At 69.2% G+C, this 19,335-nt stretch carries 17 protein-coding genes; 10 read left to right on the top strand and 7 right to left on the bottom strand.

All coding sequences use genetic code 11. The features are described 5' to 3' along the window. The first annotated feature begins 196 nt into the window (after positions 1-196). Positions 197-559 carry a hypothetical protein gene (locus IEX89_RS18265; RefSeq protein WP_188914682.1) on the top strand — a complete coding sequence of 121 codons (363 nt, stop codon included), beginning with the start codon at positions 197-199 and terminating at the stop codon, positions 557-559. Positions 560-569: 10 nt separating this feature from the next. After that, positions 570-734: a DUF433 domain-containing protein gene (locus IEX89_RS24790; protein WP_188914681.1), complete on the top strand. Its 165-nt coding sequence runs from the start codon at positions 570-572 to the stop codon at positions 732-734. A 739-nt stretch (positions 735-1,473) separates the two neighbouring features. Here IEX89_RS24790 and IEX89_RS18255 read toward each other — a convergent pair. After that, positions 1,474-1,860 (bottom strand): DUF433 domain-containing protein, encoded by a 387-nt coding sequence (locus IEX89_RS18255; protein WP_188914680.1) that lies wholly within the window; start codon positions 1,858-1,860, stop codon positions 1,474-1,476. A gap of 483 nt (positions 1,861-2,343) precedes the next feature. Between IEX89_RS18255 and IEX89_RS18250 the strand changes: the two genes are divergently transcribed. Further along, the gene (locus IEX89_RS18250; protein WP_188914679.1) at positions 2,344-2,787 is read left to right on the top strand and encodes a GNAT family N-acetyltransferase; all 444 of its coding nucleotides are present in this window, start codon (positions 2,344-2,346) and stop codon (positions 2,785-2,787) included. A gap of 111 nt (positions 2,788-2,898) precedes the next feature. On the opposite strand, the gene IEX89_RS18245 is transcribed toward IEX89_RS18250, so the two are convergent. Continuing rightward, positions 2,899-3,834: a LysR family transcriptional regulator gene (locus tag IEX89_RS18245; RefSeq protein ID WP_188914678.1), complete on the bottom strand. Its 936-nt coding sequence runs from the start codon at positions 3,832-3,834 to the stop codon at positions 2,899-2,901. A gap of 178 nt (positions 3,835-4,012) precedes the next feature. Here IEX89_RS18245 and IEX89_RS18240 point away from each other — a divergent pair, with 178 nt between their 5' ends. From IEX89_RS18240 to gbd, 4 genes are all read left to right on the top strand, one after another. Further along, positions 4,013-4,552: a TRAP transporter small permease gene (locus tag IEX89_RS18240; protein WP_188914677.1), complete on the top strand. Its 540-nt coding sequence runs from the start codon at positions 4,013-4,015 to the stop codon at positions 4,550-4,552. After that, the gene (locus tag IEX89_RS18235) at positions 4,549-5,826 is read left to right on the top strand and encodes a TRAP transporter large permease (RefSeq protein ID WP_188914676.1); all 1,278 of its coding nucleotides are present in this window, start codon (positions 4,549-4,551) and stop codon (positions 5,824-5,826) included. Before IEX89_RS18240 ends, IEX89_RS18235 begins: the two co-directional genes overlap by 4 nt. A gap of 26 nt (positions 5,827-5,852) precedes the next feature. Further along, the gene (locus IEX89_RS18230) at positions 5,853-6,839 is read left to right on the top strand and encodes a TRAP transporter substrate-binding protein (RefSeq protein ID WP_188914675.1); all 987 of its coding nucleotides are present in this window, start codon (positions 5,853-5,855) and stop codon (positions 6,837-6,839) included. 113 nt (positions 6,840-6,952) lie between these two features. Then, complete coding sequence (gbd, locus tag IEX89_RS18225; RefSeq protein ID WP_188914674.1) at positions 6,953-8,077, top strand: 4-hydroxybutyrate dehydrogenase; 1,125 nt, start codon at positions 6,953-6,955, stop codon at positions 8,075-8,077. A gap of 249 nt (positions 8,078-8,326) precedes the next feature. On the opposite strand, the gene IEX89_RS18220 is transcribed toward gbd, so the two are convergent. From IEX89_RS18220 to IEX89_RS18205, 4 genes are all read right to left on the bottom strand, one after another. Further along, complete coding sequence (locus IEX89_RS18220) at positions 8,327-10,843, bottom strand: bifunctional diguanylate cyclase/phosphodiesterase (protein ID WP_244645563.1); 2,517 nt, start codon at positions 10,841-10,843, stop codon at positions 8,327-8,329. 310 nt (positions 10,844-11,153) lie between these two features. Further along, the gene (locus IEX89_RS18215) at positions 11,154-12,653 is read right to left on the bottom strand and encodes a tripartite tricarboxylate transporter permease (protein WP_188914672.1); all 1,500 of its coding nucleotides are present in this window, start codon (positions 12,651-12,653) and stop codon (positions 11,154-11,156) included. A gap of 6 nt (positions 12,654-12,659) precedes the next feature. Next, a complete protein-coding gene (locus tag IEX89_RS18210; protein WP_188914671.1) occupies positions 12,660-13,109 on the bottom strand; it encodes a tripartite tricarboxylate transporter TctB family protein in 450 nt (149 codons plus the stop codon). After that, positions 13,106-14,077, bottom strand: a complete 972-nt coding sequence (locus tag IEX89_RS18205; protein WP_188914670.1) for a Bug family tripartite tricarboxylate transporter substrate binding protein — start codon at positions 14,075-14,077, stop codon at positions 13,106-13,108. Before IEX89_RS18205 ends, IEX89_RS18210 begins: the two co-directional genes overlap by 4 nt. 149 nt (positions 14,078-14,226) lie before the next feature. Between IEX89_RS18205 and IEX89_RS18200 the strand changes: the two genes are divergently transcribed. Together IEX89_RS18200 and IEX89_RS18195 are read left to right on the top strand one after the other, a co-directional pair. After that, positions 14,227-14,898, top strand: a complete 672-nt coding sequence (locus IEX89_RS18200; protein ID WP_188914669.1) for a response regulator — start codon at positions 14,227-14,229, stop codon at positions 14,896-14,898. Continuing rightward, positions 14,895-17,393 (top strand): sensor histidine kinase, encoded by a 2,499-nt coding sequence (locus tag IEX89_RS18195; protein ID WP_188914668.1) that lies wholly within the window; start codon positions 14,895-14,897, stop codon positions 17,391-17,393. Before IEX89_RS18200 ends, IEX89_RS18195 begins: the two co-directional genes overlap by 4 nt. Here the strand turns inward: IEX89_RS18195 and prpB are convergent, their stop codons facing one another. Continuing rightward, positions 17,394-18,305, bottom strand: coding sequence for a methylisocitrate lyase (gene prpB / locus IEX89_RS18190; RefSeq protein ID WP_188914667.1), 912 nt, complete (start codon positions 18,303-18,305; stop codon positions 17,394-17,396). Positions 18,306-18,482: 177 nt separating this feature from the next. Here prpB and IEX89_RS18185 point away from each other — a divergent pair, with 177 nt between their 5' ends. Beyond that, complete coding sequence (locus IEX89_RS18185) at positions 18,483-19,316, top strand: alpha/beta fold hydrolase (RefSeq protein WP_188914666.1); 834 nt, start codon at positions 18,483-18,485, stop codon at positions 19,314-19,316. Positions 19,317-19,335 lie beyond the last annotated feature (19 nt).

Raw genomic sequence — 19,335 nt, 5'->3', positions numbered from 1 at the left:
TCGATGACCACCCGCGAAGCCGTCCGTCCGCTACGGCGCTATGGAGGGCGCGCGGCCGGACGGCTCCGCTCCCGTCGAGCTACACCACCATCGGGGACACGACCAAGCGAAGGGACTAAACCTGACCTTGCGGAAGAGCTCTTCCCGCCGTAACGTCTCTTTTGAGTAGGCAAGATCTGTTCTGGTTCAGATTCAGATGCTATCCAAATCCGAAGCAGCCTACGTCGCTGGACTTGAGCCGGCGGTCGTTGAAAGGGCGATCGACCGCGCCCGGTTTGCGCGGCCGTACATCGAGCGCCGCCCACGTGGTTGGACGATTAGTCCCCAGGCCGTGCTTATCATCGCAGCAGACCAACTATTGGCCAAGGACGTCGCTGCAGCGGTGCGTACCAAGCTGAGGCGCCATCTCGAGGCCGAACTGCTGCAGAAGCCCGTCGAAGCAATGGGCGTGGTGATCGTGCCCGAGACTTTTCTGCCTCTCAAAGTGGACCTGACCCACGTCGCTGGCTCAATCGTCACGCGTTTGCGGGCTCGAAGCGGCCCGGAAAAATATCGATGAGGACGACGAAGTGCAGGCCGGCGCGCCGACCTTCCGCGGCACCCGTGTCCTGGTGCGCCCCGTGGCGGCTGCCCTTGCGCGAGGGGTCGATCGAGAGAAGCTCAAGGAGGATTATCGGCTCAGCGACGAGCAGCTGAGTGCAGCCCTCGTCTACGTCGCGGCCCGGCCTCGCTGAGGTGTCCCAAATTTCAATCCGAGTTGATTGCCGCCGCCGAGCGGGGTGAAGAGGTGATCATTGCCCACGGCGGTGTTCCTGTCGTGCCGCTCGTTCCGGCGAAACGTCGGCGCGTTCGGCTCGGCCTCCTGGAGGTTGTCGTTTCGAGGGCGACCATACCGAATTTTCTCGAGTTTGTGAGCGAGCCGGAGCTTGCCGAGTGGAGCGCATGACGAAAGTACCCGACAGGATAATCGCGCAACTGCTATTGAGCTGCCGTGCCTTTCGATGTCGAAAGACCATACCTTTGGTGGACTGAAGGCCATATCGGGCTGGAACGGTCGCGTCTGGGACGGGGAAGCGTGAGAGCTGGTCATCTCATCGGCAATCTTGCGTGCCGCTGCCGAAGTAGGCGTTACTCCTCAGACACGCAATGGGGATGTCCACGGAAAGAGCCTTGTGAAGTAGCAATAAAACGGCCTAATAAATAGCCACGCGAGCATGGCGTCGGACCAGTCATTCTGGCTGCGACGAATGATCTCGGTCCAGATGTGGCGGCGATTAGCGATGCGGCGCGCATTGACGCGCCAAGCGTTTATCAAGTGGAGAACTACGAGAACGTTGCTGCTATCGATGAGCGACGCCGATGGAAAGACATGAACGGAACTCCTCTGGCTGACCTTCACACGCTTTCGCGCGACCGATAGCTGCTGCCGAGATCGGCGGATGACCTACTCCACCAAACGTTGGACCTTCAAAGCTACTCGCTGATGTCGTTATGGGGCCCAGTTAAGCTGCGATCCTGCCGGATGGGGTCGACCTTTGGCACGCCGTCAGGCTGCCAGAGGCGAGGGCGGGGTGCCGCTCGTTCAGGTGCGATCACCAGCCGAATTTGGGTCGGTTCAAACCCCTCGCTCATCAGCGCGTCTGAGAAGCTCGTGGGATGCTCGACCGTGTACGCTCGAGCAAAGGTGACGGCTGCCTCGAAGGCTGCGCGCGGAATGTCTGGGTTCTCTTTGACGAGTTCGTCGAGCGTCTCGCCGCGGTTCACCCGTGCGAGAACCGAGTAGACGGTTGTTCGGGTACCGCGAATGACAGGCACGCCGCCATGCACGGCTCCATTCCTCTCGATCCAATTCTTGGACACGCTCAGCCTCTATGGGTTGCTTCAAGAGCCCCGAAGCAATATATACTTTGGTGAAATCTCGATCGTTCTTAACCTTGAGAAGGTATACGCACTTCCCGTGAGCGCGCAACCGAACAGAAGTCCGCCTTATTGCAAAAACTCATCGTGATTTATCTTTTGGTTGCGTTTTCACGTTTGAAGACGCTATACTTCGCCATGTCCAGACTAGCGGGTGTGCCTACACGAATTGCAATTGATTTGTGTGCGAAGGAATTTGGGTGGAAAGTGATGAGCTTTGAGCAAATTCGCCGCACAGGTTTGTGTCACAGAGCGAGAAAAAGCGGTTCTCGATCAATGAGCGGAGCGAAGCACTTCGCTTGACCCTACAGTAGGTGTGAACGTCCCCGAGGACCGGATCGCCTCGCCGCCCCCGCGCTCGGCGGCGTGCGCTCTCGCGCGGCCACGACCCCGTCGCTCGCTCCCTCTCTCATCGGAGCACGTCCCGTGAACATCCGTCCCTACGACGCCGCCCGAGACCTCGAGCGCTGCCTTGCCATCTGGCGCGCCGCCTCCGAGGTCGGGCATCCGTTCCTCGGCCGAGAGGCGCTCGACGCCGACGCCGATCTCGTGCGCGACGTCTACATGCCTCGGGCCGAAACCTACGTCGCCGAGGAGGACGGGCGCGTGGTCGGCTTCGTCGCCCTCCTCGATGCGTTTGTCGGCGGTCTCTTCGTCGATCCCGCCGCACACGGCCGCGGCGTCGGCGCCGCGCTCGTGGCGCATGCGGCTCGAAAGCAGGGCCTCCTGGAGGTCGAGGTCTACGCGCAGAACGCGGGCGCTCGGGCATTCTACACCCGGGTCGGCTTCGTCGAGACGCAACGCCGTGACGAGGACGACCAGGGCCGGCCGCACGCCCTCGTGCGGATGACGAGGCCCGCGCCCGGCTGAGGACCCCGCCGTCGTCCGGCCGCATGACACGCCAATGGGGGGTGGACCACGCGAAGGCGGCCGAGGCGCGCGATACCGCCGGGCGCTGGGTCGCGTCGTCGGCGTCACGGATCAGTCGATGTGCTCCCCGGGGTTCGCGACGACGTCCGTCCAGAACCGCGCCGCGATCGGGGAGAGGGCTCGGCTCCGGCTGCGCACGAGGTAGTAGGGCTCGCTGCGCGCCGGCAAGCGCACCGGTAGAATCGTCGTCGTCTGCGTGCGGCTCAGGACGTTGGCGACCTCCGTCGACAGGAGCGCGACGAAATCCGGGTTGCGCTGGAGCAGGGCGAGCGTGGCGAAGGCGGAGGTCGTCTCGACGAGGCTCGTCGGGAAGCGCAGCTCCTGCGCCTTGAATTCCTGCTCGAGATAAAGCCGCATCGGCATGTTGGCCGCGTAGACGATCCAGGTGCTCTCGGCGAGGTCGCGCAAGGTCGCCGAGCTCGATGCGAGCGGATGGCGGACGTTGGCGACGACCGCGAGCTCCTCCTCCCAGATCCGGGCGTCGACGTACTTCTCGGGGCGGGCGCTGACGCTCGTGCGGCAGATGGCGATCTCGAGCCGTCCCGCGTCGAGAAGCCCGAGCAGGCTGGCGCTCGTGTCCTCCACGAGCTCGACGCGGATCGCGCGGTTGCGATCCATGAGCCGGGTCAGGTGGTGGGTGAGGAGCGGCACCGCACCCATGATGGTGCCGACCGCGAGACGCCCGCCGTGCCCATCCAGGATCCCGAGCATCTCCTCGCGCAGATGCGAGACGTCCTGCTGGATCAGGCGGGCGTAGCGCACGACGCAATGACCGAGCTCGTTGGCCCGCAAGCCGCGATTCGTGCGCACGAAGAGCGGGTGGCCGATCGCGTCCTCGATCTCCTGCAGCGCCTTGGTTGCGCCGGGCTGGCTGATGCCGACGGCCTCCGCGGCGCGCAGGAGCGAGCCGTTGTCGTCGATGGCGGTCAGCAGGCGGAAGTGGCGAAGCTTCAGCCGCGCCAGCATCGGCTCGATGTCGGGCAGCATCCGATATTCCTATCCGTCATACCGATATCCCGACACTCGATTAGCCCAAGCCGGATGCCAACGCTAGGCTCGCGCCAAAGCAAAGAAAGAGGCGGCACGTCCGAGCGAGCCTCCGCCCCGGCGGAGAAGGGACTTTCCGTTTCGCGATACGAGAGGCGCTCAGCGCCCGGGAGGAACGATGTCCTGGCCGCTGCGGTGGCTCATGAGGCTGCTCGACCACCTGCTGGTGGTCGGCATGAGCGTGATGAGCCTGATGGTCTTCTGGAACGTCGTGCTGCGCTACGGCTTCAGCTCCGGCATCCCGTTCTCCGTCGAGGTGTCGCGGCTGATCTTCGTGTGGATCACCTTCGTCGGCGGCGTCGCGGCCCTGGCGCAGGGCGCGCACATGAGCGTGGACACGCTCGTCGCGCGCCTGCCCGCGAAGGCGCGCGTCGCCTGCTTTCTCCTCGCCCACGGCCTGATGCTCTGGATCTGCGTGCTGCTCTGGCAGGGGAGCTGGTCGCAGACGGTGCTCAACTGGAACAACCGCGCACCGATCTCCGGCATCTCGGTCGGGCTGATGTACGCGGCGGGCCTCGTCGCCGCCGCCTTCATGGCGCTGATCCTGGTCGTAAACCTCGTTCGCGCGCTGCGCGGGCACCTGCCGGCCACCTGGTCCGCTCCGGCCGAGCAAGAGGAGAAGCAGGGCGAGCCGCGCACGGGCGAGGTGCCGCGATGACCGCGTTCGTCTTCCTCGGCTCCCTCTTCGGGGCCATCGGCATCGGCGTCCCGATCGCCTTCGCGCTGATGCTGTGTGCGCTCGCGCTGATGTTCCAGCTCGGTCACGTGGACGCGCAGATCCTCGCGCAGAAGCTCATCGACGGCGCCGACAGCTATCCCCTGATGGCGATCCCCTTCTTCCTGCTCGCCGGCGAGCTGATGAACGCGGGCGGCCTCTCGCGGCGGATCGTGGCCGTCGCCCTCTCGCTCTTCGGCCATCTGCGTGGCGGCCTCGGCTACGTCGTCATCGGCACGGGGCTCGTGCTCGCGAGCCTCTCGGGCTCCGCCATCGCCGACACGGCGACGCTCGCGGTGATGCTCATCCCGCTGATGCGGGAGGCGGGCTACCGGATCGAGCGCGCGAGCGGATTGATGGCGGCGACCGGCATCATCGCGCCGATCATCCCCCCGTCGGTCGGCTTCGTCGTGCTCGGCGTCACCGCCAACATCTCCATCATCCGGCTCTTCATGGCGGGCATCGTGCCGGGTCTGCTCATGGCTGCGAGCCTCGTCGTCGCCTGGTGGTGGGTCTCGCGCGGGGAGGAGACCGCGACGCTGCCCAAGCAGCCGCGCGCGGCGGTGCTCGCGAACCTTCGCTCCGCGGTGTGGGCGCTGCTCCTGCCCGTCATCATCATCGGCGGGCTTCGCTTCGGCATCTTCACGCCCACAGAAGCCGGCGTCGTCGCCGCCGCCTACGCGATGGTCGTCGGCCTCCTCGTCTACCGGGAGATGACGCTCGCGACGCTGCACGCCGCGATCCTGGCCGCGGCCCGCACGACGGCCGTGATCATGCTGCTCATCGCCGCCTCGAGCGTCACGGCCTTCCTCGTCACGATCGCGGGCCTTCCGGGGCAGCTCGTCGCGCTGCTCCAGCCCTTCATGGCGGACCCGAAGCTCCTCATGGGCACGATCGTGCTGGGTGTCTTCGTGATCGGGATGGTGCTCGATTTCACGCCCGCGATCACGATCCTCGTGCCGCTCCTGATGCCCGTCGTCGTCGCCGCCGGCATCGACCCGATCTACTTCGGCGTCGTGTTCCTCATGACGGCCGCGGTCGGGATGATCACGCCGCCGGTGGGCGCCGTGCTGAACACCGTGTGCGGCATCAGCAGGATCTCCATGGGCGCCGCGACGCGCGGGATCCTGCCGTTCCTCGTGGCCGAGATCGCGGTGATCGTCCTTCTCGTCCTGGTTCCGGAGCTCGTGACCGTTCCGGCATCCTGGTTCTACTGAAAAATCAACAATCCGGAGGAAAGCTCATGAAGAAGATGCTCGCCATGCTCGCTCTCGCCAGCGCCACCCTGGCGTCCGGCCCGGTGCTCGCGCAGGACGCACGCCTCGGCTACGTGCCGATCGAGGCGCATCCGGTCGGCCAAGGCTCGATCCGGTTCGCCGGGCTCGTCGCCGAGAAGACGAACGGGCGCATCACCATCGAGACCTTCGCCAACGGCGTCCTCGGCAACGAGCCGCAGATGCAGTCCTCGCTGCAGGCGGGCTTCCTCGACGTGATGGTCGGCCCGACCTCGAACCTCGTCGGAACGATCCCCCAGTTCCTGATCTTCGACCTGCCCTTCTTCTTCCCCGATTTCGAGGCGGTCGACGCCGTCACCGACGGGCCGGTGGGCGACGCTCTGTTCGCGCGCCTCGAGGAGATGGGCATCGTCGGGCTCGCCTATTGGGACAACGGCTTTCGTCACATGACGAACGCGCTGCGCCCGGTGGAGAGCGTCGAGGACATGGCGGGCCTCAAGATCCGCGTCATTCCCAACCCGCTCTTCATCGCGACCTTCGAGGCTCTCGGCACGAACCCGGTGCCGCTGCCCTATCCCGAGCTCTACACCGCTCTCGAGAGCGGCGCCGTGGACGCCCAGGAGACGCCCGTCGGCCTGATCTACGCGAGCAAGTTCTACGAGGTGCAGGACCATCTCACGCTGACGGGCCACGTCTACACGCCCTACGTGCTGCTCGCCAGCAAGCGCTGGTTCGACGGCCTCTCCGCCGAGGATCAGGCCCTCGTCCGGGAGGCGGCGCAGGAATCGGCCGAGTACCAGCGCGGGCTGTCGCGCAATGACGCCGAGCGCCTGACGGGCCTTCTCGCGGAGCAAGGCATGGAGATCACGCGCCTGCCCGAGAGCGAGATGGAGACCTTGCGCACGCGCGTCGCCCCCGTCGTCGAGCGCTTCACGGAGACGATCGGCACCGATCTCGTGAGCCAGGCTCGCGAAGCCATCGCCGCCGGCCGCTGACGGTCCGGGGCCGGGCACGCGCCCGGCCCCTTTCCCAAGCCGTTCCGATCCCCGGACGCGCCGCGCGAGCGCGCCCGCAGCTCCTCCTCCCATCCACGAAAGGTCGCCGGCAGATGGCCGCCATCACCTATCTCACCGATATCGAGTTCGGCGCTGGCGCCGTCGCGCAGATCCCCGGACGGCTCGAGCGGCTCGGCATTCGGCGGCCGTTCCTCGTCTCCGACCGCGGCGTCGCCGCCGCGGGGCTGCTCGATGCCGTCGCGCCGTTCCTGCCGGCGGGCTTGCCGACCTTCCTCGACGTTCCCTCGAACCCGACGGAGGAGGCGACGCTCGAGGCCGTCGCGGCCTACCGCGCGCACGGCTGCGACGGCGTCGTCGCGGTCGGCGGCGGCTCGCCCATCGATCTCGCCAAGGGCGTCGCGCTGCTCGCGACCCACGAGGGCGCGATGTCGCGCTTCGCGCTGATCGAGGGCGGGCTCACGGCGATCACCGCCGCCGTGGCGCCGGTGATCGCCGTTCCGACGACGGCCGGGACCGGATCGGAGGTCGGGCGCGCCGCTTTGATCACGCTCACGGACGGGCGCAAGCTCGGCCTGGTCAGCCCCCACCTCATCCCGAAGGCCGCGATCTGCGATCCGCAGCTGACGCTCGGCATGCCGCCCGCGCTCACGGCGGCGACGGCGCTCGACGCCCTTTCGCATTGCCTCGAGACCTATCTCTCGCCACGCGAGAACCCGCCGGCGGAGGCGATCGCGCTCGACGGCGCCGTGCGGATCTGGTCGAACGTCCTCAAGGCGTTCGACGACGGCTCGAACCTCGCCGCGCGCAGCGAGCTGATGATGGGCTCGCTGCAGGGCGGCCTGACCTTCCAGAAGGGCCTGGGGGCGGTGCACGCGCTCTCCCATGCGCTGGGCGCCCTCAAGTCGCCCAACCTCCACCACGGCACGCTCAACGCGATCCTGATGCCGCCGGTCATGCGGCTGAACCGCGCCGCCGCGCCCGCGAAGATCGCGCGCATCGAGAAGGCGCTCGAGATCGAGGCGGGTACGCTGGAGGACGCGCTCGACGGGCTCAACCGCAGGCTCGGCATTCCCGCGGGCCTGGCCACGCTCGGCCTGCGCGCGGACCAGCTCGACACGGTCGTGCGCGGCGCCCTCGCCGACCACAGCCACGCGACCAATCCCCGGCCGCTGACGGCTGACGACTATCGGGCGCTGCTCGACGCGGTGTTCGTCTGAGATGCGCAGACGACCCGTGCACACGTACCCGATCGCCTGCGACTAGGGCGCCGGCGACGCGATCTTCAGGAAGGCGGCGGGTGAGACCAGGACGATCGAGAGCTCGGCGGCGTGGTGGCCCTGCTCGCGAGGTCGGCAGCCGGAGGCCGAGACTCTATCGTGATGGTCTCGTCGGCCTGCAGCCGCCTCGAAGCCCGACCGGCAGCGACACGCGGATCGGGGCGACCTTCGACCCGCTCCCGGCCGAGCTCAAGCCGCCATCGCGCGCCAGCTGCCCTGCCGGACGAAGTGGGCGAGATCGTCCGAGGACATCGGAGTCGCGAAGGCGTATCCCTGGAGCACGTCGCACCCGAGGTCGCGCAGGATCGACACGTGCTCCATCGTCTCCACGCCCTCCCCCACCACCTCGATGCCGAGGGAGCGCCCGATCTCGACGATCGAGGCGACGAGCCGGCGCTGCTCGAGCGACTGAACGATCGGATGAACGAGGCGCCGCTCGATCTTGAGCCGAGCGGGGCGCAGCTGCAGGAGGCCGACGATCGACGCGTACCCGGTGCCGAAATCGTCGATCTCGATGCTGATGCCCATCTCGGCGAGCTGGGCGATGTTGCGTTTCGAGACGGCATCCTCGTCGTCGAGGAAGATCGTCTCGAGGAGCTCGAAGGACAATTCGCCGGGCGTGATCGCGAGGTCTCTGAGCCCATCGATCAAGCTCTCGTCCTTAAGCCGCCCGGCGGAAACGTTGACGGACTTCTTCGGGATGGTGACGCCCGCCGCCGCCCACCGTCTCGACTGCAGGAGCGTCTCTTCCAGGATCGCGCGATCGATGAGCGGCGCGACGCCGAGATCCTCCGCCGTCGACAGGAACGCCGCCGGCGCGAGCAGGCCGCGCGTGGGGTGACGCCAGCGTGCCAGCGCTTCGACGCCCACCACGTCGAGCGTGCGCGCGTCGAATTGCGGCTGGAAGAACGCGACGAACTCGCGCCGCTCCAGCCCGCCGAGGATCTCGTCGGCCAGCGTCTTGTGCGCGACGACCTCCGCCTTCAGCGACGCGTCGAAGAACTCGAATCGGTTGCGGCCTCTGTTCTTCGCGCGATAGAGCGCGAGATCGGCGTCGATGAGCAGTTGCTTCGTCGAGGACGTGTCGCTCTCCTCGTTCACGGCGATGCCGATGCTCGCGCCGAAGCGGCACTCGTGATTCTGGTAGGGCACGGGCCGCGACATCTCGCCGATGATCCGCTCGGCGAGTGCGCACAACCCGGCCGGCGAGACGGCGCTCATGACCGCCACGACGAACTCGTCGCCACCGACACGTGCGACGACGTCGCCCGCACGGGCACCTCGGCGCAACACCTCGGCCGCATGGACGAGCATGGCGTCGCCTGCGGCGTGTCCCAGCGTATCGTTGATCTGCTTGAACCGGTCGAGATCGACGTGGAGGATGGCGGACGGGTCGGGGCGGCCGGGGCCTCCGATCCGCTCGTCGAGGAAGCGACGGTTGGGCAGGCCGGTCAGGCTGTCGTGCAGCGAGGCCTGCTCCATCTGCCGACGGGCGTCCTCCAGGTCGGCGTTGCGCGCCTCGGCGCTTCTGTTCGCCTCGACCAGCTGCATCTTGCGCCGGACGTCGTCCGAGACGTCCCAGTTCACGCCGAGCGCGAGGCGGTGACCGGACGCGTCGCGATGGATGGCGCCGATGGCGCGCACCCAGGACCAGGTGCCGTCGGGACGCAGCACGCGAAACTCGGCGGTGTAGGTCGTCTCGTCGCGGACGGCGGCTTCGAAGGCCGCGACGACGCGATCGCGATCCTCGGGATGCACGCCGTCCTTCCAATCGTCCAGCATGAAGGCGGAGGATCGCGCAGGCGCGCCGTAGAGCTCCTTCATGCGCTCGTCCCAGCGCAGCTCCCCGGTCTCCAGATCGAGTTCCCATACACCGATGCGGGAGGTCTCGAGCGCCAGGCCCAAGCGGCGCGACAGGATCCGCAGCTCGCGCTCGCGAACCGCGAGCTCCCGAGCCTGCCTGCGGTGACGATCGTAGAGGATGCCGGCGACGAAGGCCGGTACGATCACGGCGAGGCCGGCGAGGAGGAGAACGAGGCGAAAGTGGACGACGCCTTCCGGCGTGCTCGTCCATCCGCCGCGCGGCACGGCGGCGATCCGCCAACCGCCGGCCGGCAGCGACACGTCGGCGACGACCGGGTCCTCGTCGAGAACGGCGGCATCGCCGAAGAAGACGCGTGCGTCCTCCGGATCGGAATCGATCCCCGTGAGCGCGACGCGAAGCGGCAGGTCCTCGCGCAGGAGCCCGCTCGCCTCGTAGAAGCGGGTGACGTCGATCACGGCCGAGACGAGCCCCCACGGGCGCTTGCCGGCGACGTCGCCCTCGAATGAGGGGTCGTCGACGAAGACGGGCAGGCGCCCGATGAAGCCGCGCCCGCCCTGCACGAGATCGACCGGTCCCGCCAGCACCATCTCCCGTGCCCGCATGGCGGCGAGAGCGGCGTCCCGCTGCGCGGGGTTGGTGAGATAGCTGAGCCCGACGGCCGCCTCGTTTCCCGCCAGCGGATACATGAAGCGAATGACGAGATCGGGTGCCGCGGCGATGTTGCGAAGCTGCGACCGCTCGCCGATGAGAGCGGACGCGATCGCGTCGAAGCGCGCCGCATCGATCGTCGGATCGGTGGCGATGACGGCGACGAGGCCGCGCACGAGCTGGATGTTGCCGTTGATCGTGCTCTCGATCTCGGCGCGGAGGCTCGCGAGCATGCCGGCCGTCTCGGCACGCTCCTGCTCGCGCGCGACGCTGCGGCTCTGCCGGTCGGCCATGAGGCAGACCAGGACAACCAGCGCGCAAACCGTTATCGCGCCGATCAACCCCGGTCTCAGCTTGGGTCGCATGGGCAATACCCGCCTCGCCTCGACACGTGCCGTGAGACCGTCCCACCGCACGGTCGACGGGTTCGTAGAATGCAGCCGCGATGACTAAGAATTGGTGTTCCGAAGCGACGATGCTCTTCCGGCTCTGCAGAAGACGATCAGGCTCGATCGCGTGAACGAGTGACCGCGCGGGCGAACCTCACGTGGCCTTTCGCCTGCGCACCCGCATCACGAGCGGGCTCGTCGCGACGAGGATCGCGAGCAGCCAAAACACGATCGCCGCCGGCGTCTCGAACAGGATCGACCAGTCGCCCGCGCTGATCGAGAGCGCGCGCCGCAGGTTGCTCTCGAGCAGCGCGCCGAGCACGAGGCCGAGGATCACCGGGGCGAGGCTGAAGCCGAGCTTGCGCAGGACGTACCCGGAAAAGCCGAGGATCAGCATCAGGACGAGATCGAAGGTCGCGCCGTAGAGCGAGAACACGCCGACGAAGGTGAGCATCACGACGAGGGGCACGAGATAGGCCGTGTCGATGGACAGGAGCCGCGCGAAGATGCCGACCATGGGCAGGTTCAGCACGAGGAGCGCGATGTTGCCCATGTACATCGAGGCGATGAGCCCCCAGGCGACCTCGGGGCGCTGCTCGAACATCAGCGGCCCGGGTGTCACGTTGAAGAGCAGGAGCGCGCCCAGCAGGATCGCCGTCGTGCCCGAGCCGGGGATGCCCAGCGTGAGCATGGGCACCATGGCGCCCGCGGCGGCGGCGTTGTTGGCGGTCTCCGGCGCGACGAGGCCGCGCGGGTCGCCCTTGCCGAACATCGCGTCGTCGCCTTGCGCCATGCGCTTCTCGACGCCGTAGGCGACGGCGGACGCGATCGAGGCGCCGGTGCCCGGCAGCACGCCGACGAAGAAGCCGATCACGGCCGAGCGTGCCATCGTCCAGCGATAGCCGACGATCTCGCGCACCCGCTCGCCGATATTGTCGCGCTGCGCCCTGATGGTGGAGGCGACAGGCGTCCAGCTCTCGAGAAGCAGCAGCGCCTCCGAGATGGCGAAGAGACCGATGACGACGATGAGGAATTCCATGCCGTCGAAGAGGTTCGGGATGCCCATCGTGAAGCGCATCACGCCGGTGGCGGAATCGATGCCGATGGTCGCGAGCATCAGGCCGATGACGACGCCGATGATGGTCTTCAACGGGCGCGATCCGACGAGCGTCGCGAGGCAGGAGAAGGCGAAGACCATCAAGGCCACGTAGTCGCCGGGCCCGAAGCCGACGGCGACGCGACCGAGGAAGGGCGCGAACACCGTCATCATGACGAGCGCCGCCGTGCCGCCGACGAAGGAGGCGAGCGCGGAGAGCGCCAGCGCCCGCCCGGCCTCGCCGTTCTTGGCCATGGGATGGCCGTCGAGCGTGGTCATGACGGCGGAGGCGTCGCCCGGCACGTTGAGCAGGATCGACGAGATGCGCCCGCCGTACTCCGCGCCGTAATAGACGCCCGCGAGCAGGATCAGCGCGCTCTCCGCGGGCAGGCCCAGCGAATAGGCGAGCGGCAGGAGGATCGCGACGCCGTTGATCGGGCCGATGCCGGGCAGCGCCCCGACCAGCGTCCCGAAGAAGCAGCCGACGATCAGGAGGCCGAGATTGAGCGGGGTCAGCGCGACGGCGAAGCCCTCCGCGAGACCGGCGAGGATGTCCATGGCGGATCAGCTCCGGAAGATGTCGCCGAAGGGGACGTTGAGGCCGAGCGCCTCGGCGATGCCGAAATAGCCGACGATCGCGAGCACGACGCCGTAGATCGCGGCCTTGACGGCGGGGAGCCCGAACAGGCGGGCCATGGCGAAGGTCATCAGAGCCGTCGAGATCATGAAGCCGAGCGGCACGAACAGCGCGGCGTAGATCCCCATCACGATCGCGCCGGCGCCGACGCGGAAGGCTTGGCCGCGATCGGTGAACCACGTGACCCGATCCGGACGAGCGACGAGGAGCACCCCCGTCGTGGCGAGCACCGCCGCGAGCAGCAGCGGGAACGCGGTCGGCCCCAGCGGCTCGTACTGGAACGGCACGTGGATGTTCCAGGCGTCGACGGCGTAGAGACCGGCGACGCCCAGGAGGACCGCGCCGAACGCGCGGTCCCAGAGCGTGGTGGCGCTCATTGGATCAGGCCGGCTTCCCGTGCGAGATCGCGGAAGGAGGCGACCTGCTCCTTCACGTAGGCGTCGAACTCGGCGCCGGCCATGTCGAACTGGAAGAGGCCCTGCTCGGCGCGGATCTCGGCGAAGCGCGGGTCGCCGTAGAGCTCCTCGAAGCGCGCGACCCACCAGTCGTAGGCCTCGTCGGAGACCTCCTGGCCCATGTAGTAGCCGCGGAAGATCGTCCAGACGACGTCGTAGCCCTCCTCGCGCGCGGTCGGGAACCCGGCGAAGGGCTCGGGCAGGCGCTCCTCGGAGAGGACCGCGAGGATGCGCATCGTGCCCGCACCGAGCTCGCCGGCCATCTCGGAGACGTCGCCGGTATAGACGTCGATCTGGCCGCCCAGCAGCGCGGCCTTGGAGGCGCCGCCGCCCTCGTAGGCGACGTAGCGCAGGTTGCGCGGGTCGACGCCGATCGTGCGCATCAGGAGCGCGGCCTTCATCCAGTCCTGGCTGCCGATCGAGCCGCCGGCGCCGAGCACGATGCCGGTCGGATCGGCCTTCGCCGCTTCCATCAGCTCGCCCAGCGTCTGATAGGGGCTGTCCTCGCGCACGATGACGGCGCCGAAATCGGCGCCCGCGGACGCGAGCCAGCGCGCGTCGTTCTCGTCGAAGTCCGCGCCGAACTTGCCCTGCGCGATGTTGAGCGCCGAGCCCGACGAGAGCGCGACGATGACGTTCGGGTCGTCGATGCGGTTCGAATTCATGTGGGCGTAGGCGACGGCGCCGATGCCGCCGGGCATGAAGGTGACCTCCATCGGCGAAGGCAGCGCCGGCTCCAGCGCGCGCTGCGCCACGCGGCAGGTGAGGTCGAAGCCGCCGCCGGGATTCGCGGGCGCGATGCACTCGGCGCGCTCCGGCTCGAAGGCGGCAGCGGGCAACGCGAAGCCGGCGAGGACGAGCGCAGCGAGCGCCGTTTTCAGGCTCTTCATCGGGTTTCCTCCGTCTGGATGCGCGTCGTGGTGCGCGCTCTCTATCGAGGCGCCGCCCGCGTGTTTCGGCGTACGGGTCGACGCTCCGAGACGTGACACTAGCGCGCGAACCTGTCATTCACCTGTCGTCTAACCGAGCCGTGACGCCGATGCGGATCCTGATCGTCGAGGACGCGCGCACCATCGCCGAGGCCGCCGCCGCACCGCTGGCGCGGTCCGGGCACGCGGTCGACGTGGTGGGCACCGGCGATGGCGCGGAGGACGCGCTCGCGGTGCAGGCCTACGACCTCGTCATCCTCGACCTCGGCCTGCCGGACGTGGACGGCACGACGCTGCTCGCCCGCTGGCGATCACGGGGCATGGCGGCGCCGATCCTGGTCCTGACCGCGCGCTCGGCGGTGGACGACCGCGTCGCGGCGCTCGACCAGGGGGCGGACGACTACCTGATCAAGCCCTTCGAGAGCGACGAGCTCGCAGCGCGCTGCCGGGCGCTGCTGCGGCGCGCGCGAGGGGAGGCGCACGACGCCTTGCGCATCGGCACCCTCGTTCTCGACCGCGGCCGGCGCACGGTGACGATCGACGGTGCGCCCGTCGATCTCCCCAACCGCGAATTCCGCCTGCTCGACGTGCTGCTCACGGCGCAGGGGCGCGTGCTCTCCAAGGAGGAGATAGCCGACAAGCTCTACGGCTTCGACGACACCGCCGGGCTCAACGCCATCGAGGTCTATGTCGGGCGGCTGCGAAAGCGGCTCGACGGCTCGGGCGCGACGATCCGCACCCTGCGCGGGCTCGGCTACACCATCGTGGAGCAGGCGCCGTGATCGAGGCGCGCGTCTCGCTCCTGCGCCGGCTGACCGTGCGCCTCGCCCTCGTCTTCGTGGGCGGGGCCGTGCTGCTCGGCCTCGCCGCCTCCCATTACGGCCGACGCGCGGCGGACGCGGCCTACGACCAGGTGCTGGCGGGGGCCGCGCTGTCGATCGCGGAGACCGTGGCCTTCGTCGAGGGACGGCTCGTGGTCGATGTCCCCGTGGCGGCGTTCGACATGCTGGCGCTCGCCCGCGACGACCGGGTCTTCTACCAGGTGCGCGCACCCGACGGGGCGCTCGTCACCGGCTACGACGATCTGCCGATGATCGAGGCCGAGCCGATCAGTGCGGCGGCGGTCTTCGACGATCGGCCCTACAAGGGCGAGATCGTGCGCGTCGCGACGATCGGGCGGCTGATCGCCGATCCGGGCCTGCAGGGCTGGGCGCGAATCTCGGTCGCGCAGACCCGGGAGGCACGCAGCGCGCTCGCACGCGAGATGGCGCTGGGCGCCGTGTTCCCCCTCGTCGGCATCGCGGCGCTCGCGCTCTTCCTGGCGGGCGCGAGCGTGATCACGGCGCTGCGGCCGCTGCGGCGGCTGGAGCGCGATCTCGCGAGCCGCGACGCGACGGACCTGCGCCCGCTCTCCGGCGCGGTGCCCGCCGAGATCGCGCGGCTGGTCGCCGGCTTCAACACGTTCGTCGGGCGCTTCGCCGGACAGCTCGAGGCGATGCAGGCCTTCATCTCCGACGCCGCGCACCAAATGCGCACGCCGCTCGCCACCATAAAGGCCGAGATCGCTCTCCAGCGCGAGCGCCAGCCGGCGCGCGAGACGCGCGAGACGCTCGCCGTGCTGGAGGCCCGCGTCGACGAGGCGACGGCGCGGGTGAACCAGCTCCTCGCCCACGCCTTCGTCGCCCATCGCAGCGAATTGCCGACGCTCGAGCCCTGCGACCTGGCGCGGCTCGTGCCGGAGGCGCTGCGCGAGCTCTCGCCCCTCGTGCTGGCGCGCGGGGCGGACATCACCTTCGAGCACGACGGCGGGCGCGCGCCGGTACGCGCCGATCCGGTGCTCCTGCGCGAGGCGTTGCGCAACCTCGTCTCGAACGCGCTGGAGCACGCCCGGCGGCCCGGGGGCGGCACGCGCATCCGCGTCTCGATCGCGGACGCGCCCGGCGGCTCGCGTCGCATCCGCGTCGAGGACGACGGGCCGGGCATTCCCGAGAGCCGCCGCGGCGAGGTCGTCGAGCGGTTCAGCCGGCCGGGTGGCGGCGGGCTCGGCCTCGCCATCGTGGCGCGGGTCGCGCGCGCGCATCACGGCCGGCTCGCCCTGGGCGAGAGCCCCCTCGGCGGTCTGTGCGCGGACATCCTGCTCCCCGCCGGCGGCGAGCCGGCGCGTCCCCGCGCCGCCCGAGGCGTCGGCGCCCCCGCGATGCTCCTCGCCGGGGTGCTCGCGCTCGCAGCGCCCGAGACGCCGCACGCGCAGACCATCGTCGAGGACTTCCCCGCCCGCGCCCAGCCGGAGCGGCGCCTGCGCATCCACAGCGCCACCGATCTCGACGCCATGCGCCCCATCGTCGAGGCGTTCCGCATCCGCCATCCCGAGGTCGCCGTCACCTTCGTCGACATGAACACGAACGACCTCTACGAGGCGGCGCGAGACGCGGCGGCGGGAGCCGGCGAGCCGGCGGACCTGATGATCTCGTCCGCCATGGACCTGCAGGTGAAGCTCGCCAACGACGGCCTCGCCGCGCGTCACGTCACGCCGATCGCGGCGAGCCTGCCGGACTGGGCGCGCTGGCGCGACCGGGTCTTCGCCTTCACCTACGAGCCGGCGGTGATCGTCTACAACCCGAGCCTCGTCTCGGCGCAGGAGGCGCCGCGCACGCGCTTCGATCTCGTGCGCCTCCTGCGCGAGGAGCCCGAGCGCTTCCGCGAGCGCGTCGTCACCTACGACATCGTCGACAGCGGCGTGGGCTACCTCCTCGCCTCCCAGGACGCGGCGCAGCCGGGCGCCTTCGCCAACCTGATCGAGAGCTTCGGGCGCGTGGACGCCGACGTCGTCTGCTGCACCTCGATCATGCTCGACGGCATCGCCGAGGGCCGCTGGACCTTCGGCTACAATCTGCTCGGCTCCTACGCCCAGGAGGCGATCGAGCGCGGAGCGAACCTCGAGATCGTGCTGCCCGCCGACGTGACGCTCGCGGTCTCGCGGACGGCGCTCGTGTCGGCGCAGGCGCGCAATTCGCGAGACGCCGCGCTCTTCCTCGACTTCCTGATCTCGATCGAGGGCCAGACCGTGCTCGCGGACGTGAGCCGCATGTTCGCCGTCCACCCGGCTATCCTCGGGCCCCGCTCGACCACGGGCCTCGAAGCGCGCCTCGCCGGCCCCTTGCGCCCGATCCGCCTCACGCCGGCGCTCCTCGCCTATCTCGACGCGCAGAAGAAGCCGCGGTTTCTCGCGGAGTGGAGCGCCCTGATCGGGTACGAGGAGGGCGAGGAGGTGCGGTGATCACCCCTCGTCCCCCGGCAGCACCGTCGCGACGATCGCCGCGTCGAGCGCCTCGTAGGCGGGCAGGTCGATGAGGTCGTAGAGCTCGGCGCGCGTGAGCATCTCCGGCACGAGCGCGCGCGTCGTGCCGTCAGCCGCGAGCGTCGCGTAGAGCCTCCCTTGCGCCTTCGCGGCCATGCGCAGCGAGGAGACCGGCCAGATCGCCATGCGGTATCCCATCGCCTGGAGCTCCGCGGCGGTCAGTGCCGGCGTGCGGCCGAACTCGGTCATGTTGGCGAGCAGCGGCACGTCCGGCATCGCCTCGGCGAAGGCGGCGAGCATCTCGACGCTGGTCAACGCCTCGGGGAAGATCGCGTCGGCGCCGGCCTCGACGTAGAGACGCGCGCGGGCGAGCGCGCCGTCGAGCCCCTCGCTCGCGGCGGCGTCGGTGCGCGCGACGATCACGAGATCGCGCCGGGCGCGGGAGGCGGCGGCGATCTTCGCGGCGGCGTCGCGCGGGTCGGCGAGGCGCTTGTCGTCGAGATGGCCGCACTTCTTCGGCAGCACCTGATCCTCGATCTGCACGGCGGCGGCGCCGGCATCCTCCAGCGTGCGCACCGCGTGCATGACGTTGAGCGCCTCGCCGAAGCCGGTATCGATGTCGACGAGAACCGGCAGATCGGCCGCGCGCGCGATGGTGCGGGTGAAGAACGCCACCTCGTCCGGCGTGATCATGCCGAGATCGGGAATGCCCATGGAGGCCGTCATCGCAGCGCCCGACAGGTAGAGCGCCTCGAAGCCCGCGCGCTTCGCCTGGAGCGCCGCGAGCCCGTCATGCGCGCCGGGCATCACGAGAAGGGTGTCTTCCGCCAGGCGAGACCTCAGGCGTGATCCCGCGCTGCGCGCCGATCGATCCGGGACGAGGTAGGGCATGGCGTGCTCCGATCAGGGAAATGCGTCGGCGGCGTTAGCATGGCGGCGGTGGTGGCGTCGACCGACCGGGTCTCGTTTCGCCCATCGCGGCTTCGCGTTCCTGCGCGTTGAGAACGTCCCGGGAAGGCGACACCCTGTCGAGAGCCGCGCGCCGATCGTCGGGACGGAGGAACCACCATGTCATCGCCCCTGCCCGCCTCCAGGACCGGCCGCATCGGGCGTCCCGACGGCGCGACGATCGTCTACGAGATCACGGGCAGCGGCCCTGCCCTGCTGTTCGCGCACGGGCTCGGCGGCAATCATCTCAGCTGGTGGCAGCAGCTGCCCGTCTTCGCGCGCGCCCACACCTGCATCGCCTTCTCGCATCGCGGCTTTTCGCCGTCCACCAGCCCCGAGGGCGCGCCGGACCCGCGCGACTACGCCGCTGACGCGGCGGCGCTGCTCGATCACCTGGAGATCGACCGGGTCGTGCACGTCGGCCAGTCGATGGGCGGCTGGACCGGGGTCGAGCTCGCGCTCCGGCATCCCGAGCGGCTCGCCGGCCTCGTCCTCGCCTGCACCACCGGCTCGCTCGACTTCGATCGGTTCGACGATCCCGCCATTGTCGCGTGGCGCGAGCGGGCGCCGAGGATGGTCGCGGAGATGGACGCGCGCGGCATCCACCGCGCCACCGGCGAGGTCTTCGCGCGCACCGAGCCCGCTTTGCACAACCTCTACGGCATGATCGACAGGCTGAACGCCGGGCTCGACAAGGAGGCGGTGCGCCGGCGGATCTGGGAGATGCGCAGCCGCGGCCCCGAGGATGCCGCTCGCATCGCCTGCCCCGTCCTGTGCATCACCGGGGAGGACGACGCCGTGATCGCGCCCGCCGGCGTGCGCGCCGTCGCGCGGCACATCCCGGACGCGACGGTGGTCGGAATTCCCGCGACGGGCCACTCGGTCTATTTCGAGCGCGCCGACCTGTTCAACGCCGTTCTCGCCGAGTTCCTCGAGAGGATCGGCTGGCGCTGATCCGCGGCGGCGCCTCGGA

The sequence above is a fragment of the Salinarimonas ramus genome (assembly GCF_014645695.1).
Classification (GTDB): domain Bacteria; phylum Pseudomonadota; class Alphaproteobacteria; order Rhizobiales; family Beijerinckiaceae; genus Salinarimonas; species Salinarimonas ramus.
This window is presented reverse-complemented; position numbering and strand designations above follow the sequence as displayed.

Excerpts from the sequence above, each read along its gene's own strand:
- IEX89_RS18265 (WP_188914682.1), top strand. The coding sequence starts at position 197 with ATGCTATCCAAATCCGAAGCAGCCTACGTCGCTGGACTTGAGCCGGCG.
- IEX89_RS18245 (WP_188914678.1), bottom strand. The coding sequence starts at position 3,834 with ATGCTGCCCGACATCGAGCCGATGCTGGCGCGGCTGAAGCTTCGCCAC.
- IEX89_RS18240 (WP_188914677.1), top strand. The coding sequence starts at position 4,013 with ATGTCCTGGCCGCTGCGGTGGCTCATGAGGCTGCTCGACCACCTGCTG.
- IEX89_RS18235 (WP_188914676.1), top strand. The coding sequence starts at position 4,549 with ATGACCGCGTTCGTCTTCCTCGGCTCCCTCTTCGGGGCCATCGGCATC.
- IEX89_RS18230 (WP_188914675.1), top strand. The coding sequence starts at position 5,853 with ATGAAGAAGATGCTCGCCATGCTCGCTCTCGCCAGCGCCACCCTGGCG.
- gbd (WP_188914674.1), top strand. The coding sequence starts at position 6,953 with ATGGCCGCCATCACCTATCTCACCGATATCGAGTTCGGCGCTGGCGCC.
- IEX89_RS18220 (WP_244645563.1), bottom strand. The coding sequence starts at position 10,843 with ATGCTCGCGAGCCTCCGCGCCGAGATCGAGAGCACGATCAACGGCAAC.
- IEX89_RS18215 (WP_188914672.1), bottom strand. The coding sequence starts at position 12,653 with ATGGACATCCTCGCCGGTCTCGCGGAGGGCTTCGCCGTCGCGCTGACC.
- IEX89_RS18210 (WP_188914671.1), bottom strand. The coding sequence starts at position 13,109 with ATGAGCGCCACCACGCTCTGGGACCGCGCGTTCGGCGCGGTCCTCCTG.
- IEX89_RS18205 (WP_188914670.1), bottom strand. The coding sequence starts at position 14,077 with ATGAAGAGCCTGAAAACGGCGCTCGCTGCGCTCGTCCTCGCCGGCTTC.
- IEX89_RS18200 (WP_188914669.1), top strand. The coding sequence starts at position 14,227 with ATGCGGATCCTGATCGTCGAGGACGCGCGCACCATCGCCGAGGCCGCC.
- prpB (WP_188914667.1), bottom strand. The coding sequence starts at position 18,305 with ATGCCCTACCTCGTCCCGGATCGATCGGCGCGCAGCGCGGGATCACGC.
- IEX89_RS18185 (WP_188914666.1), top strand. The coding sequence starts at position 18,483 with ATGTCATCGCCCCTGCCCGCCTCCAGGACCGGCCGCATCGGGCGTCCC.